The organism is Janibacter cremeus, from assembly GCF_029395675.1.
In the GTDB taxonomy this organism is placed as follows: Bacteria; Actinomycetota; Actinomycetes; order Actinomycetales; family Dermatophilaceae; genus Janibacter; species Janibacter cremeus_A.
Map to the genome: position 1 here is coordinate 1,737,987 of NZ_CP115184.1, position 15,742 is coordinate 1,753,728.

A 15,742-nucleotide genomic window follows, 5' to 3' on the forward strand; every position below is an offset into this window, starting at 1 on the left:
GTGCGACGTGACGGTGTGCACCGGGAGGTCGACTGTCGACCTCGACCGCACCGGTGGGAGGACCACGCAGCACGGCGGCGCCACCGCGTGCTGCCTCCCATCCGGACTTTCACCGTCGGTGCTGGAGTTCCACCAGCTCGGCTCCCCTCCGTGAGGACGAGGAGTTCGCGGACTGTCACCGCCGGCTCGGATTTTCACCGACCCCGGAGCACGCGTACGACGTTCGTTCGTACGCGCTCAGGATACTCGACCCCCGTCGCCGACCGCACGTGGGTCCGCTCACAGCGGTCGTCGGGCCGCAGCCGGGGTAGGAGCCCTCGGCATCCGCGCCCGTGCCCACGCACGACGAAGGGGGCCGACGACCGCGTGGTCGTCGGCCCCCCTCGTCAGGAGCGCAGGTCCTACTTGCTCAGGCCCTGCATGATCTCGCGCATGAGGTCGGCGGTCGCGGACGGCGTCTTGCCGACCTTGACTCCGGCGGCCTCGAGGGCCTCCTTCTTGGCGGCCGCCGTGCCCGAGGACCCGGAGACGATGGCGCCGGCGTGGCCCATCGTCTTGCCCTCGGGAGCGGTGAAGCCCGCGACGTAGCCGACGACCGGCTTGGTCACGTGGTCCTTGATGTAGTCGGCTGCGCGCTCCTCGGCGTCGCCACCGATCTCGCCGATCATGACGATCGCGTCGGTCTCGGGGTCGTTCTCGAAGGCCTCGAGGCAGTCGATGTGCGTGGTGCCGATGACCGGGTCGCCACCGATGCCGACGGCCGTGGAGAAGCCGAACTCACGCAGCTCGTACATCATCTGGTACGTGAGCGTCCCCGACTTCGACACCAGGCCGATGCGGCCGGCGCCGGCGATGCTCGCCGGGATGATGCCGGCGTTGGACTGACCGGGGCTGATCAGGCCGGGGCAGTTCGGGCCGATGATCCGGGTGGCCTTGCCCTTGCTGTAGTTGTAGAACTCCGCGGAGTCCTTGACCGCGATGCCCTCGGTGATGACGACCGCGAGGCCGATCTCGGCATCGATGGCCTCGACGACGGCGGACTTGGCGAAGGCCGGCGGCACGAAGATGACCGACACGTCGGCGCCGGTCTCCTTCATCGCATCGGCGACGGAGCCGAAGACGGGGACGGACTGTCCGTTGGGGAAGTCGACGCTCTGGCCGGCCTTCTTGGGGTTGACGCCGCCCACGACGTTGGTGCCGGCGGCGAGCATGAGCGTGGTGTGCTTCATGCCCTCGGAGCCGGTCATGCCCTGGACGATGACCTTGGAGTCAGCGGTGAGGAAGATTGCCATGTCTGTTCTCTACGTCCTTTACTTCGCGGCCAGCTCGGCGGCCTTGCGGGCAGCGCCGTCCATGGTGTCCGCGATGGACACCAGCGGGTGGTTGAACTCGGCGAGGATGCGCCGGCCCTCTTCGACGTTGTTGCCGTCGAGACGGACGACGAGGGGCTTGCTGGCGCTGTCGCCGAGGGTCTTCAGGGCACCGACGATGCCGTTGGCCACCGCGTCGCACGCGGTGATGCCACCGAAGACGTTGACGAAGACGGACTTGACCTGCTCGTCGCCCAGGATGACGTCCAGGCCGTTGGCCATGACCTCGGCCGAGGCACCGCCACCGATGTCGAGGAAGTTCGCCGGCTCGGCCGCGCCGCCGGTGTGGTCCTCGCCCGCGTAGGCGACGACGTCCAGGGTGCTCATGACCAGGCCGGCGCCGTTGCCGATGATGCCGACGTTGCCGTCGAGCTTGACGTAGTTCAGCCCCAGCTCCCCGGCCTTGGCCTCGAGCGGGTCGGTCGAGGCGGTGTCCTCGAGGGCGGCGTGGTCGGGCTGGCGGAAGTCGGCGTTGCCGTCGAGGGTGACCTTGCCGTCGAGCGCGATGATCTCGCCCTGCTCGGTCTTCACCAGCGGGTTGACCTCGACGAGGGTGGCGTCCTCGTCGCGGTAGACGACCCACAGCTTCTTGATCGCGTCGGCGATCTTGGGCTGGTCGGCCGCCTCGAAGCCGGCCGCCTCGACGATCTCCTTCGCCTTGGCGTCGTCGATGCCGACGTTCGGGTCGACGGCGATGCGGGCGAGCGCCTCCGGGCGCTCCACGGCGAGCTGCTCGATCTCCATGCCGCCCTCGACGGAGCACATGGCGAGGTAGGTGCGGTTGGCCCGGTCGAGCAGGATGGAGAAGTAGTACTCCTCGGCGATCTGCGCGCCCTGGGCGATCATGACCTTGTGGACCGTGTGGCCCTTGATGTCCATGCCCAGGATGGCCTCGGCGTGCGCCTCGGCCTCGTCCACGGTCTTGGCGACCTTGACGCCGCCGGCCTTGCCGCGGCCTCCGGTCTTGACCTGGGCCTTGACGACGGTGACGCCGCCACTCTTCTGGCCGATGGTCTCGGCGGCGGCTCGCGCCTCCTGCGGGGTGGTGGCGACGGCGCCGGCAAGAACCGGGACGCCGTGCTTCTCGAACACGTCGCGTGCTTGGTACTCGAAGAGATCCACGAGGGTGATTCCGTCCTCTGCTGTGGTAACGGGGTGCGGGTCGAGACTAGCGCCCGGGGAGAGACCACGGCACGTCCGGTCCATCCGGGGGGCCCGAACCATCCATCACGGACCGGTCTCAGCTGTTGCGCGCGGGGGTGAACACAGGGTTACCTAGCGGTCACCATGGCTCTGCAGCAGGCATCGACGAAGAACGCCGAGGAGAGCAGCGAAGCGGCACCGGCGCCGTACTCGCTGCGCACCGGCGTGTGCCAGCAGCTGCGGCAGATGGCCACCGTGCAGGCGGCGGTCTTCGCCGCGGTCGAGCTCGTCTGGGCCTCGACGCACCTCTCGCTCTACCCCTTCGGCGCCCGGCGCCCGCGCCACGGCCCGGTCGGTCAGGGCTACCGCATCGAGCACCTCTCACCCATGCAGCGGGGGATGTACGTCTCCGGCGTCGCCGAGCTCGGGACACCGATCCTGCTGCTGCACGGACTGGCCGACAACCACTCGATCTTCACGCTGCTGCGGCGCGGGCTGCTGCGCCGCGGGTTCTCCCAGGTCTTCGCGATGAACTACTCGTTCCGCACCAAGGACGTGCGCACGCTCGCCGTGCAGCTGGCCGAGGAGATCGAGGCGATCGTCGAGGAGACCGGGTACGAGCGCATCCACGTCGTGGCACACAGCCTCGGCGGAGTGATCGCCCGTTACTACGTCACCCGCCTCGGCGGCGACGAGCGCGTGCACACCCTGGTCACACTGGGTTCCCCGCACTCCGGCACCCTCCTGGCGCACGTCGCCCCGACCCCGCTGGGGCGCCAGCTGCGGCCGGCCAGCCCGCTGATGCGGGAGCTGAACCAACCGGCCCCGGGGTGCCGGACCCGCGTGGTCGCCTTCTGGTCCGACACCGACGAGGCGGTCGTCCCCGCCGTCAACGCCTCCCTGGCGCAGGAGGGCGTCACGACGACGAACATCCGGCTGCGCGGGGTGGGCCACGTGTCGCTGCCGATCCTGCCGAGTGTCGTCCACCGCATCGCCCGCAGCCTGACCCAGCTGGACAGCGACGGGGACCCGACCGCGTCGGTGACGCACATCTCACCGCACCCGGCCTGATTCGCCGGCGATCGTCCGGCGCATCCGGGCAGAGAACGCAGGCCCGATTTTGCGTAACGAAATGGTCACGCTAGGGTTTCGGAGGTTTGTCCGCGATTCCCCTGCCGAGGACGGCGTCTTTTGCATGAATGAGTACACAGGTCGACACCGTCCTCCCACACGCGCCGAGCGGCGTGCGATGCAGCGCCGCTCCCGCCTGCCCAAGAGCTTCTCCCCCGCCTACGCGCTGCCGACCGCTGCGGCCGTGACCCTGGCGCTCACCGCCGTCGGAGCCACCGCCGCCCAGTCCTCCCCGTTCTCGGGTGAGGTCACCCAGCAGGCAGGCGCCGCCCTCGGCGCGACCACGATGCTCGAGGACCCGCAGCTGACCAGGGCCGTGCAGACCGAGGTGGCCGCCGCCTCCCGTGACACCTCCGGGCTGTCCGAGCGCCGCCGCGCGGTCTCGGACGACGTCGTCGCCAGCCAGGTCAGGGCCGAAGAGGCCCAGGAGCGCGCCGACCGGGACAAGGAGCGCAAGGAGCTCGCCGAGAAGAAGAAGGCCGAGAAGAAGGAGGCCAGGGAGGCCGCGAACGCCTGGGCGCGCCCCCTGGCCAGCGGATCGATCAGCTCCGGCTACGGCTTCCGGTGGGGTCGGATGCACAGCGGTCTCGACTACGGCGCGGGCGTGGGCACGCCGCTGCGCGCGATGGGCGCCGGTACGGTCATCGGCGCCGGTCCGATGGGCGGCTACGGCATCTACATCGACGTCGAGTACGCCGACGGGACCGTCTCCCGCTACGGGCACCTCTCCTCGATCGCCGCATCGGTCGGCCAGCAGGTCGCGCCGGGCGAGACCGTCGCCTACTCCGGCAACACCGGTCGCTCGACCGGTCCGCACCTCCACCTGGAGATCCGCCCCGGCGGCGGCGAGCCGGTCGACCCGACCGGCTGGCTGGCCGAGCGCGGGATCCTCTGACGCCTCAGACCTTCTCGAGCGGGGCGTAGCGCAGCAGCAGGCGCTTGACCCCCTCCTCTCCCCCGAAGTCGACGTGTGCCATCGCCTTGTCGCCGGCACCCTCGACGCGCACGACCGTCCCGAGACCGAAGCTGTCGTGGGTGACCTTGTCGCCGTCGGTCAGCGCGATGATCGGGCGGTTGCCCGGTGAGCGCACGCCGGGCCGGGCCGCCAGCCGGGCCACGGCGGGCTCGCGCCCGGGACCGCGCGAGCCACCCAGACCACCGAGCGGCGGACCGGTGCGCTCCCACCGCACCAGCTGCTCCGGGATCTCGTCGAGGAATCGCGAGGGCGGGTTGTACTGGGGTGCGCCGAAGGCGCTGCGCACCGCGGCCCGCGACAGGTGCAGCCGCTCGCGGGCGCGGGTGATCCCGACGTAGGCGAGCCGGCGCTCCTCCTCCAGCTCCTTGGTGTCGCCGAGGCTGCGGCTGTGTGGGAAGGTGCCGTCCTCCATGCCGGTGAGGAAGACGACGGGGAACTCCAGGCCCTTGGCGGTGTGGAGCGTCATCAGGGTGACCACCCCCTGGTCGGCCCGGGCGTCGGCACCGTCCCCGTCTGCGGGCTCGTCGGGGATCTCGTCGGCATCGGCGACGAGGCTCACCTGCTCGAGGAAGTCGTCCAGGCTGACCACCTCGCCGGTCGCCTCTCGGGTCGCGTCGAACTCGCGCGCGACCCCGATGAGCTCGGCGAGGTTCTCCAGCCGCGTCTCGTCCTGCGGGTCCCGGCTGGCCTGCAGCTCGGCGACGTAGCCGGTGCGCTCGAGGACCGACTCGAGGAGGTCACCGATCCCCCCTTCGCTCTCGTGCTGCTCCCGCAGGCCCTCGAGGAGCGAGGTGAAGCCAGCGATCGACTTCACCGACCGGGTGGCGATGCCCGGCGCGTCCTCGGCGCGGCCGAGGGCGGCGATGAAGGGGATGCGCTCGCGCTCGGCGAGCTGTCCGATCGCGAGCAGCGCGCGGTCGCCGATGCCTCGCTTGGGGACGTTGACGATCCGGCGCAGGTTGACCGTGTCGGCGGGGTTGGCGAGGACGTGGAGGTAGGCCAGGGCGTCCTTGATCTCGCGCCGCTCGTAGAAGCGGGTGCCGCCGACGACCTTGTACGGCAGGCCGACGCGGACGAAGACCTCCTCGATGGCCCGCGACTGCGCGTTGGTCCGGTAGAAGACGGCGACGTCGCCCGGACGGACGCCGTGCTCGTCGTGCAGCTCGTCGATGGTCTTGGCGATGAAGGAGGCCTCGTCGTGCTCGTTGTCCCCGACGTAGCCCACGACCTGCTCCCCCGGGCCCGCCTGCGTCCACAGGTCCTTCTTGCGGCGGGACTCGTTGCGCTCGATGACGGCGTTGGCCGCGGTGAGGATCGTCTGGGTCGAGCGGTAGTTCTGCTCGAGCATGATCGTGCGGGCGTCCGGGTAGTCCTGCTCGAACTCGATGATGTTGCGGATCGAGGCGCCGCGGAAGGCGTAGATCGACTGGTCCGCGTCACCGACGACGACGAGGTCGCTCGGCTCGACCGCCTTGGGGTCGCGCCCCGCCGGGTCGTCATGGCCCCCCACGAGCTCGCGCACCAGCTGGTACTGCGCGTGGTTGGTGTCCTGGTACTCGTCGACGAGCACGTAGCGGAAGCGGCGGCGGTAGTGCTCCGCGACGTCGGGGAAGGCCTGCAGGATGTTGACCGTCGTCATGATGATGTCGTCGAAGTCCAGGGCGTTGGCTTGGCGCAGCCGGCGCTGGTACTCGCTGTAGACCTGCGCGAGGGTGCGGTCCTGGGGGGTCCCGCCGGTCCCGGCGTCCTCGTCGATGGAGACGCTGCGGGCGAACTCCTCCTCGTCGACCAGCTCGTTCTTCAGGTTGCTGATCCGGTGGCCGAAGGACCTCGGCGGGAAGCGCTTGGGGTCCAGGTCGAGGTCGCGCATGACGAGCGCGACGAGCCGCTGGCTGTCGGCGGCGTCGTAGATGGAGAAGTTGCTCTTCATCCCCACCTTGGTCGCCTCGCGGCGCAGGATGCGCACGCAGGCGGAGTGGAAGGTCATCACCCACATCGCCCGCGCCCGCGGGCCGACGAGCTCCTCGACCCGCTCGCGCATCTCGGCGGCGGCCTTGTTGGTGAAGGTGATCGCCAGCACCTGGCCCGGCTGGGCGCCGCGGGTCGCGAGCAGGTGGGCGATGCGGTGGGTGAGCACGCGGGTCTTGCCGGAGCCGGCGCCGGCGATGATCAGCAGCGGGCCGCCCTCGTGGACGACGGCCTCGCGCTGGGCGTCGTTGAGGCCGGCCAGGAGCTCCTCGTGGTCGACCTCGTGGGGCGTGCGGTGGTGGGCGTGGGCGGCGCGGGTGGGACCCTCGTCGGACATCGCCCAGGTGGGCACTCCGGAGTCGGTCACCTCCCGGGTCCAGTCGCCGGGCAGGGCATCGGGGAGGTCGTCGAAAAGGCTGCTCATGTCGCCCTCCAGCCTACGTCGGGGGGCCGACACCCCCTTCGCTCAGTCCCCCCGCCGACCTCCGCTCGACGTCCACCGACCCCGCCGCGCGCACGGCGGGGTTCCGAGCACAGTGATCCCCCGCCGGGGTCAGGCGCGCGCGGTCCCGAGCGAGAGCGCACCCAGGGGGCGCGGCGCGTCCTGCATGTAGAAGTGGTCGAGCTCGGCGCCGGTGAACCCGGCCGCCTCGAGCATCACCCCCGGCTGCCGCGTGAGGTGGCACCCGCCGGCCACCCGCTTCTGGATCGGCTCCAGCCGGCGCTGCCACCGGCGCACGCCCGCGTCGGGGGCGAGACCGTGCTCGAGGACGTGCAGCGTGCCCCCGGGCCGGAGCACGCGCCGCACCTCCTCCAGGGCCGCGACCGGGTCCGGGATCGTGCACAGGGACCACGTCACGAGCGCCGAGTCGACGGTGTCGTCCGCCAGCGGCAGGTGCTGCCCGTCCAGCCCGGTCCGCTCCACCGGGAGACCGCTGGCCGCCACCCGGTCGGCGGACAGGCGCCAGGCCAGGTCGCTCGGCTCGACCGCGTGCACCCGGGTGACTGCCGGTGGGTAGAACGGCACGTTGAGCCCCGACCCGAAGCCGATCTCGAGCAGCTCGCCGTGCAGGCCGGCGCACACCCGGCGCCGGTGCGGCTGCGTCGCCGCGAGGCCGCACGACGTGTCGACCAGCCGTGGCAGGACGTGGTCACGGTAGAGGCCCACGGGCCACACCCCCTTCGCTCAAAACCCCAGTGTGGCACCGCACCGGCGCGACATACGATCGGCGGATGGCCCAGATCGTTCGCCCCGACGCCCGCTACCAGCGCTCCTACCTCGCCGCCCACGACGAGTTCGACGGAGCGCACCGCGACGGTGACGGCGACTGGGAGCAGCCGGCCGACCCGGCCACGGGGTTCGCGGGGTTCGCCTTCACGCGCGAGGGACTCGAGGAGGCGGACGAGTTCCGGCGCTTCGTGCGCGAGCGACGTGCCGCCGAGCTGCCGGAGACACCGCGGCCGAGCGGCCACGTCCCGTGCACCTTCCTGTGGATCGTCGGCGATGACGACGAGTACCTCGGCTCGATCTCGTTGCGGCACGAGCTGACCGACGTCCTGCTCGAGGAGGGCGGCCACATCGGCTACTCGATCCGTCCCTCGGCCCGCCGCCGGGGCCACGCGACCACGGCCCTGCGCCAGACCCTCGAGCTGGCCGGCGAGATGGGGATGGACCGGGTGCTCGTCACCTGCGACGAGGACAACGCCGCCTCGTCCGCGACGATCGAGCGCGTCGGGGGCGAGTACGAGGACTCCCGTGCCGGCAAGCGCCGCTACTGGGTCCCGACGATCGCGACCGACCGTCCCGCAGGCGCCGTCATCGGGTGAGTCGGGCATACGCTCGGTCCATGGCGAAGGAGCACGGCGAGGACGTCCACCTGAGCGTGGGTGAGCGCGAGGTGCGCATCTCCAGCCCGGACCGGGTGTACTTCCCGGCCCGCGGGGAGACCAAGCTCGACCTGGCGCAGTACTACATCGCCGTCGGCGACGGGATCCTGCGGGCGCTGCGCGACCGGCCGACGATGCTGCACCGCTACCCCAAGGGTGTCGCGGGCGCCAAGGTGCACCAGAAGCGACTGCCGAAGGGGGCCCCGGACTGGGTCTCGACGGTGCGCCTGCACTTCCCCCGCTACGACCTGCACGCCGACGAGCTGTGCCCCACCGAGTTGGCCGAGATCATCTGGGCGGTGCAGATGAGCACCGTGGAGCTGCACCCCTGGAACGTCCGGCGCGACGACGTCGACCGGCCCGACGAGTGGCGGATCGACCTCGACCCCATGCCGGACGCCCCCTTCGCCCGGGTCCGGCGGGTGGCCGGGGCGTGCCGCGAGGTCCTCGACGAGCTCGGGATGGTGGGCTATCCCAAGACCTCCGGCGGCGGTGGGCTGCACGTGTACGTACGGGTCGAGCCGCGGTGGGAGTTCGCGCAGGTGCGAAGGGCGGCGCTCGCCTTCGCCCACGAGGTGCAGCGGCGGGCGCCGGAGGACGTGACCACGCAGTGGTGGCGCAAGGACCGCGACCCGGCGGCGGTCTTCGTCGACTACAACCAGAACGCACGCGACCACACGATCGCGGCGGCGTACTCGGTGCGCGGCAACCCGGAGGGGACGGTCTCGACGCCGATCACGTGGGACGAGGTCGAGGACGTCGAGCCGGCCGACTGCACGATCGCGACGGTGCCGGAGCGTTTCGCGCGGCTGGGCGACCTGCACGCGTCGATCGACGACGAGGCGCACGACCTGACCCCGCTGCTCGAGTGGGCCGACCGGGACGAGATCGACGAGGACGGGCCGTGAGATGGCCCCCGGATGGGCCCGGCACGACATCGGGCAGGCCCGGCTGGAGGTCGGGGAGTGGGGGGACGGCGAACCGCTCGTCCTCGTCCAGACCGCACTGACGGCCGACGAGCTCGTCCCCGTGGCCGAGTCCTCCGCGCTGGAGGGGTGGCACCGGATCGCCTACCACCGCCGCGGGTACTGCGGCAGCAGCCCTGCCCACCCCGCCGCGTCCATCCGGGCCGACGCGATCGACTGCGCCCGGCTGCTCGACGTCCTGCACGTCGACGGCGCGCACGTGGTCGGGGCGTCGTACGCCGGGGCCGTCGCGATGGAGCTCGCGGCCACGGAGCCACGACGCGTGCGCAGCCTCGTCCTCATCGAGCCACCGCCGGTGCACACGAGCGCGGCGGCGCAGTTCCGGGGCGCGGCCCACGAGCTGGTGGCGGTCCGGCGCAGGCACGGCACCGACGTCGCCCTCGAGCAGTTCATGACCGGGCTGGTGGGGCCGGCCTGGGCGGACGAGATGGACCGTGTGCTTCCGGGCGCCGCACGGCAGGTGCGCGCGGACGCGGCCACGTTCTTCGACGTCGACGTCCCGGCACTCCTGCGCTGGGACTTCTCGTCGACGGAGGCCGCGCGGATCACCTGCCCGGTCCTGCACATCGGTGGCAGCGACAGCGGCCCCTGGTTCGCCCTCGTCCGGGAGCAGGTGCTCGAGTGGTTCCCGCAGGCCCGGGGCGTGGTCGTCGACGGTGCCGGTCACGACCTCTCGCTGACGCACGCCGAGCCGGTCGCCGCAGCCATCCGCTCCTTCCTCGAGCAGGTCGACGGGGGCTCATAGGATCAGCCCATGAGCACGCCGTCGCACCCCGCGGTCGACCGGGTCGTCGCCGCGCTCGCCGAGCACGACCTGCACCCCGAGGTCGTCTGGCTCGACGACGCCGTCACCACCGCACCGCTCGCGGCCGCCGCCCTCGGCGTGGAGGTCGGGCAGATCGCGAACTCCCTCGTCTTCACCCTCGACGCGGAGCCGCTCCTCGTCCTCACCTCCGGGGCGCACCGCGTCGACACCGAGTGGCTCGGCGCCCGCCTGGGCGGCACCATCGCCCGCGCGTCCAAGGAGACCGTCCGTGCCGCGACCGGCCAGGTCATCGGTGGTGTCGCTCCCCTCGGTCACCCTGCTCCCGTGCGTACCGTCGTCGACACCGAGCTCGACCGCTACGAGCAGGTGTGGGCTGCAGCGGGGCACGCCCGGACGGTCTACCCCACGAGCTTCGCCCAGCTGGTCAGGGTCACCGGAGGCGAGCCGAGCCCGGTCGCCCCCTGAGGTCAGCGCCGCAGCGCCGCGTCGACCCAGTGCGCCAGACCGGCGTCGTCGGCCACCGCGTCCGGCGAGACGTCGATCCAGCTGTCGCTCATCTCCCGCCTGCCCATCCGCGCCGGCTGGGCGTACCAGCGCCCCGCCGCGGCCAGCAGCGCCTCGGTCTCCGCGGGGTCGCACCGCACGAGCAGCCCACCGCCGTCACGGGCCCCGAGGACGATGGCCTCGCCGACGAGGAAGACGAGCGAGCCGAACATCTGCTGCTCCTCCCACGCGATGCCACGGTCGTGGAGCGCGGTGCGCACCCGCTCCGCCAGCTGCTCGTCGATGGCCATGGGCCCCAGCGTGCCACTACCCCACGGCCCCTGCCGGCCACGACGGCGACCTTCGGCCGCTCACGGGGTTGATCCAGCACCCCCGGGTGTCATCGCTTCAGCGCGGGCCTTGAGGGCGACGTTCATCGCCTGGAACCCGGCGCGGGTGCCCGCGTCGAGGCTCTTCCGCAACAACGGCACCAGGATTCCGGTGAAGCTCTCGGACTGGATCAGGCGAGTGCCGTCGCCGTGAGGGACGAGCACGAAGCGGTGGCGCCCGTCGAACAGGCCGGGCAGGCCGAGCCTCCCGAGCCACTCGAAGGCGCGGCCCTCGTCGACCTCGGTGACCGTCGGCCGGAAGGTCATCGCCTTGCCGCCGGGCGGCTCGAGCCGGTTGACCAACCGCTCACCTGTGGCGACGGTCCCCGTCGCGGAGGTGATGAAGGGATTCCACTCGGAGTAGCCGGCGAGATCGGTGAGGATGCCCCACACTCTCGCCGGCGGGGCGTCGATCTCGATCTCCGTGTACAGGTGGTGTGCCATGACGGTCCTCCGGGTTGGTCGACGCCCCCGCTGTCCAACCATTCTGCCCCCGGCCACGCCGCGGGCGCCCTCCCAGGAGTGTCCGACGCTCCTGCGATCGCTGGTTATCGTGAGCAGGTGCCCGAACCCGTCCACCTCCCCCACCCGGTGACGGGTGCCCCCTTCGCCTCGCCGGTGGAGCCGGGGACCGGGTGGCCGGACGACCCCGCCACCGCGGAGACCCCCGTGGCCCGTACCCCCGCGCAGGTGCGCCGGCTGGCGAAGGGAGCGCTCGGCGACGCGGAGCTCGGCGCCCGCATCTCGGTGTGCCGCGCGTGCCCGCGCCTGGTGGCCTGGCGGGAGGAGGTCGCGCTGACCAAGCGCGCGGCCTTCAGCGACGAGCCGTACTGGGGCCGACCGGTGCCCGCGGTCGGGCCGGTCGACGCACCGGTCGTCATCGTCGGGCTCGCGCCCGCGGCGCACGGCGCCAACCGCACCGGCCGCAACTTCACCGGTGACCGCTCCGGCGAGTGGCTCTACGGTGCGCTGCACCGCGCCGGCTACGCGAGCCGGCCCGAGTCGTGGGCCGCCGGCGACGGACTCGAGCTGGACGGGGTGCGCATCATCGCTCCCGTGCGCTGCGCGCCTCCGCAGAACAAGCCGACGACGCAGGAGAAGCGCACCTGCGCCCCGTGGCTGGACGCCGACCTCGCGCTGAGTGCCCCGCACGTCCGCTCGATCCTCTGCCTCGGGTCGATCGGGTGGGACACGACGATCGCCGGGGTGCGCCACGCCGGCTGGGAGGTCCCGCGGCCGAAGCCGAAGTTCGGGCACGGCGCCCGCGCCACCCTGCGCACCCCCGAGGGCCGCGAGGTCGCGCTCGTCGGGAGCTACCACGTCAGCCAGCAGAACACCTTCACCGGCAAGCTCACCCGGGCGATGCTCGACGAGGTCATCGCCTCCCTGTGACGCGCGTCTCCTATCGTGAGGGCATGACCACCACCACTGCACTCGTCGTCACCCGCCACGGAGGACCGGAGGTCCTCGAGGTCCAGGAGCGGGAGGTGCCCGTACCGGGCCACGGCGAGGCGCTCGTCGAGGTCGCCGCAGGCGGGGTCAACTTCATCGACGCCTACCAGCGCGAGGGCATCTACCCGACCGATCCGCCGTACGTGCAGGGCTTCGAGGCCGCCGGGACCGTGCGGGCCGTCGGCGAGGGTGCCGCCGTCGCCGTCGGGGACCGGGTCGCGTGGTCGATGACCATCGGCCTGCACGCCGGCACGGTGCTCGCCGACTCGGAGAAGCTGCTGCCCGTCCCCGACGGCGTCGAGCTCGAGACGGCCGCCGCGGCGACGCTGCAGGGCATGACGGCGCACGCGCTCGTGACCGACGTCCACCGCGTCGAGGAGGGCACGGTCGCCCTCGTGCACGCCGCCGCCGGCGGGGTCGGGCAGCTGCTGACCCAGATGATCGTCAACCGCGGTGGCCACGTCATCGCCACCGCCGGGTCCGCGGCCAAGCTGGAGATCGCCCGCTCGCGCGGGGCCCTCGAGACGATCGACTACTCCGAGGTCGAGGACCTCTCGGGAGCGGTCCGGGAGGCGGCCGACCGCCTCGGTGCGACGAAGGGGGTCCACGTCGCCTACGACGGGGTCGGCAAAGCGACCTTCGACGACTCGCTGGCGTCGCTGCGCCCCCGCGGGACCATGGTCCTCTTCGGTGGCGCGTCCGGTCAGGTGCCCCCCTTCGACCTGCAGCGGCTCAACGCCGGCGGGTCGCTCTACGTCACCCGCCCGAGCCTGGCGCACTTCATCGCCGACCGGGAGGAGCTGATGACGCGCGGGCGCGAGCTCTTCGAGGAGATCGACTCCGGCAGGCTCGACATCGCCATCGGTGGGCGCTACCCCTTCGCCGAGGCGGCCGAGGCCTACCGCGCGCTGGAGGGCCGGGCGACCACCGGGAAGCTGCTGCTCATCCCCTAGACCCGTGCGCGGGTGCGCGAAGGGCCGGCCCCGAGTGGGACCGGCCCTTCGGGCGTGACCGCCTCAGGTCACCACAGGAAGGCGATGAGCGCGTTGACCACCGCGAGCCCGGCCGCGACGAGCGCGAGGGTGCGGCCGTTCTCGCCGCGCTTGCTCTTGCCGTTGCCGATCTCGGCGCAGGCCAGGACGGCGATCATGACGACGAGCTTGGTACCGATCTTGGCGTGATCGACCGGGCCGTCACCCGCCTCCGCGATCCCGGTGAGCCCGAGCCCGAGGAGCAGCTGGATGCGCGCGCCCCAGGTCTGGATGACGTGCACGCGACCGGCGACGAAGGGGGCGACCACGATGGCCAGCATCGCGAGCATGTGGAGGACGTAGAGGACGAGACGCAGGGCTTCCATGCCCCACACCCTAAGTGGGCCGAGGAGGTTCCCCGAATCCCGCTCAGCGCCCCGCGTCGACCCGCACGTGCGGCCGTGCCATCCCGATCATCCACGTCTGCGGCAGGGCCTCGAGCCCGTCGATCGGCACCCACGCCGCGTCCCCCGTCGAGCCGTCGACCTCGACGACCCTGGCCGGCGTCGGTTGCGGGCATGTGGCCCGGTAGATCAGCCGCACGGCGTGGAAGTCCTCGTCCGCGTCCGCGCCGGCTCCGTACCAGTGCTGGGACTGGACCTGCACGAGCTCGTCCACGACGACGCGCTGCCCGGTCTCCTCGTGGCACTCGCGCGCGACCGCGTCCAGCGGCTCCTCCCCCGGCTCGACACCGCCGCCGGGCAGCGTCCACAGCCCGGCCGCGCCACGGACCCAATCGGCGAGGCGGGACATGAGCAATCGGTCCTCGTCGACGACGACCGCGTAGGCGGCCACGCGCTGGTGGACCCGTGTCGCGTGCTGCCCCTGCCCGATCGGCACCGGCGCGCTCGGCTCGTCGAGCGCCACGCCGTCGTAGTGCACCTCGATCCGGCCGTCCTCACCGAGGGCCGCGTGCACGGGATCGCCGGACCAGCCGTTCTCGGCGAGCAGGTCCACCGGGTCCTGGCCGTGGCGCAGCGGCCAGCGACCGTCCCCGGCCACGATGACGACGCTCACGCGCCCGCCCGCCGGTACTCACCGAGGACCAGGTCCACGACGTGCTCCCACGTCTGGCTCGGCGGGGTCCTCGTGTTGTGCCCCGCGATGCGGGTGCGCAGGGTCGCGTCCGCGCCGAGCCGCACGAGCGCGTCGGTGAGCCCGGCGTCGTCGGCGGCGAGCAGACCGCTGACCCCGTCGGTGACGACCTCGCCCACCCCGGAGTCGGCGCGCGCGATGACGGGCAGCCCGGCGGTCCGCGCCTCCAGCGCCGCGATGCCGAAGGCCTCCAGGCGCGTCGGGGAGAGGTAGACGTCCGCGTCCCGGTAGTGGCGCGCGAGCTCGGCGCGGGGGACCGTGCCCCGCCACCGGACGACCTCCTCGAGCCCGAGCGCGGCGCTGCGCGACTCCAGCAGCGTGCCCATCGGGCCGTCACCGAAGACGTCGAGCACCACACCCCCCGCCCCGAGCCGGGCGTGCGCGTCGGCCACGACCCGCAGCAGCGCCCCCACCCGCTTGCGCCGGGCCAGCCGGGTCGCGGTGACGACACGCAGCGGCCTTGTCGTGTGCCGCACGGGCCCGACCGGCCAGGCCAGGGGGTCGATGCCGTTGGGCACGACGCCCACGGGCACGCCCGGGATCGCCTGGTGGACCCCCTTCGCCGCGAGCTCGGAGACCGCGGACAGCACGGCGCCCTGCCCCGTCCACGTCCGCAGTGCCGGCCGCAGCACCGCCGCCCCCTTGTCGAGCACGCAGTGGAAGGTCAGGGCCGTGGGCATCCCCAGCCCCGTCGCCACCCGGGCCATGTCCCAGCCGAAGGGGGACACCACCCCCAGGTGCACGTGCGCCACGTCGAATCCGTTGTCCTCCAGTCGTGCCCGCACCACCGGTGGTGCCATCGGGTTGACCGGCAGGTCACCCGGCAGGTGGAGGGCCATCCGGTGCACCGGCACGCCGGCGACCACCTCGACGACCCCGCCGCGCTCCCCCTTCGCCCCGCGGGTCGCCGTGAAGACCTCGACCTCGTGCCCGGCGGCCCGCAGCCGCACGGCCAGGTCGCTGACCTGCGACTCGATCCCGCCGGTGCGCGGGAGGTAGCAGTCCGAGAGCAGGGCGATCTTCACGCTCCCCAGAGTGCCACGCGGGGCGTGTGGGACAGTTCTT

The 15,742-nt window shown here is 72.4% G+C and carries 17 protein-coding genes and 1 riboswitch; of the genes, 8 read left to right on the plus strand and 9 right to left on the minus strand.

Annotated elements, in window-relative coordinates; translation table 11 throughout:
- Positions 1-83: 83 nt before the first annotated feature.
- Positions 84-216, minus strand: a riboswitch (FMN riboswitch).
- Positions 217-401: 185 nt separating this feature from the next.
- Both sucD and sucC read right to left on the minus strand, forming a co-directional pair.
- Positions 402-1,292 carry a succinate--CoA ligase subunit alpha gene (gene sucD, locus O9K63_RS08080; RefSeq protein WP_277242214.1) on the minus strand — a complete coding sequence of 297 codons (891 nt, stop codon included), beginning with the start codon at positions 1,290-1,292 and terminating at the stop codon, positions 402-404.
- 18 nt (positions 1,293-1,310) lie between these two features.
- Entirely contained in the window at positions 1,311-2,492 is a 1,182-nt protein-coding gene (gene sucC, locus O9K63_RS08085) for an ADP-forming succinate--CoA ligase subunit beta (protein WP_277242215.1), read from the minus strand.
- Positions 2,493-2,657: 165 nt separating this feature from the next.
- On the opposite strand from sucC, the gene O9K63_RS08090 reads away from it, so the two are divergent.
- Both O9K63_RS08090 and O9K63_RS08095 read left to right on the plus strand, forming a co-directional pair.
- Positions 2,658-3,584 (plus strand): esterase/lipase family protein, encoded by a 927-nt coding sequence (locus tag O9K63_RS08090; protein ID WP_277242217.1) that lies wholly within the window; start codon positions 2,658-2,660, stop codon positions 3,582-3,584.
- A gap of 178 nt (positions 3,585-3,762) precedes the next feature.
- Entirely contained in the window at positions 3,763-4,539 is a 777-nt protein-coding gene (locus O9K63_RS08095; RefSeq protein WP_277242219.1) for a M23 family metallopeptidase, read from the plus strand.
- A 4-nt stretch (positions 4,540-4,543) separates the two neighbouring features.
- Here the strand turns inward: O9K63_RS08095 and pcrA are convergent, their stop codons facing one another.
- On the minus strand, positions 4,544-7,012 hold the full coding sequence (pcrA, locus tag O9K63_RS08100; RefSeq protein WP_277242221.1) for a DNA helicase PcrA: 2,469 nt from the start codon (positions 7,010-7,012) through the stop codon (positions 4,544-4,546).
- A 129-nt stretch (positions 7,013-7,141) separates the two neighbouring features.
- Positions 7,142-7,756 (minus strand): class I SAM-dependent methyltransferase, encoded by a 615-nt coding sequence (locus tag O9K63_RS08105; RefSeq protein WP_277242222.1) that lies wholly within the window; start codon positions 7,754-7,756, stop codon positions 7,142-7,144.
- Between the two features lie 65 nt (positions 7,757-7,821).
- Here O9K63_RS08105 and O9K63_RS08110 point away from each other — a divergent pair, with 65 nt between their 5' ends.
- From O9K63_RS08110 to O9K63_RS08125, 4 genes are read left to right on the plus strand one after another with little or no spacing between them, the layout of a single operon-like run.
- Entirely contained in the window at positions 7,822-8,415 is a 594-nt protein-coding gene (locus O9K63_RS08110; RefSeq protein ID WP_277242224.1) for a GNAT family N-acetyltransferase, read from the plus strand.
- A 20-nt stretch (positions 8,416-8,435) separates the two neighbouring features.
- Positions 8,436-9,383 carry a non-homologous end-joining DNA ligase gene (gene ligD / locus O9K63_RS08115; RefSeq protein WP_277242226.1) on the plus strand — a complete coding sequence of 316 codons (948 nt, stop codon included), beginning with the start codon at positions 8,436-8,438 and terminating at the stop codon, positions 9,381-9,383.
- 1 nt (position 9,384) lies between these two features.
- Positions 9,385-10,206, plus strand: a complete 822-nt coding sequence (locus tag O9K63_RS08120; RefSeq protein ID WP_277242227.1) for an alpha/beta fold hydrolase — start codon at positions 9,385-9,387, stop codon at positions 10,204-10,206.
- A gap of 9 nt (positions 10,207-10,215) precedes the next feature.
- Entirely contained in the window at positions 10,216-10,692 is a 477-nt protein-coding gene (locus tag O9K63_RS08125; RefSeq protein ID WP_277236915.1) for a YbaK/EbsC family protein, read from the plus strand.
- A 2-nt stretch (positions 10,693-10,694) separates the two neighbouring features.
- Here O9K63_RS08125 and O9K63_RS08130 read toward each other — a convergent pair whose 3' ends face one another.
- Both O9K63_RS08130 and O9K63_RS08135 read right to left on the minus strand, forming a co-directional pair.
- Entirely contained in the window at positions 10,695-11,021 is a 327-nt protein-coding gene (locus O9K63_RS08130) for a TfoX/Sxy family protein (RefSeq protein ID WP_277236916.1), read from the minus strand.
- Positions 11,022-11,081: 60 nt separating this feature from the next.
- Entirely contained in the window at positions 11,082-11,543 is a 462-nt protein-coding gene (locus O9K63_RS08135) for an SRPBCC domain-containing protein (protein ID WP_277236917.1), read from the minus strand.
- 117 nt (positions 11,544-11,660) lie between these two features.
- Between O9K63_RS08135 and O9K63_RS08140 the strand changes: the two genes are divergently transcribed.
- Both O9K63_RS08140 and O9K63_RS08145 read left to right on the plus strand, forming a co-directional pair.
- Entirely contained in the window at positions 11,661-12,491 is an 831-nt protein-coding gene (locus O9K63_RS08140; RefSeq protein ID WP_277236918.1) for a uracil-DNA glycosylase, read from the plus strand.
- Positions 12,492-12,514: 23 nt separating this feature from the next.
- Positions 12,515-13,504 (plus strand): quinone oxidoreductase family protein, encoded by a 990-nt coding sequence (locus O9K63_RS08145; RefSeq protein ID WP_277236919.1) that lies wholly within the window; start codon positions 12,515-12,517, stop codon positions 13,502-13,504.
- A gap of 68 nt (positions 13,505-13,572) precedes the next feature.
- On the opposite strand, the gene O9K63_RS08150 is transcribed toward O9K63_RS08145, so the two are convergent.
- Genes O9K63_RS08150 through O9K63_RS08160 form a run of 3 tightly spaced genes read right to left on the minus strand, consistent with a single transcriptional unit; the run spans position 13,573 to position 15,702 of the window.
- Entirely contained in the window at positions 13,573-13,908 is a 336-nt protein-coding gene (locus O9K63_RS08150; protein ID WP_277236921.1) for a hypothetical protein, read from the minus strand.
- Positions 13,909-13,951: 43 nt separating this feature from the next.
- Complete coding sequence (locus tag O9K63_RS08155) at positions 13,952-14,599, minus strand: NUDIX hydrolase (protein ID WP_277236923.1); 648 nt, start codon at positions 14,597-14,599, stop codon at positions 13,952-13,954.
- Entirely contained in the window at positions 14,596-15,702 is a 1,107-nt protein-coding gene (locus tag O9K63_RS08160; RefSeq protein ID WP_277236925.1) for a glycosyltransferase family 4 protein, read from the minus strand. The genes O9K63_RS08155 and O9K63_RS08160 overlap by 4 nt, the downstream gene beginning before the upstream one ends.
- Positions 15,703-15,742 lie beyond the last annotated feature (40 nt).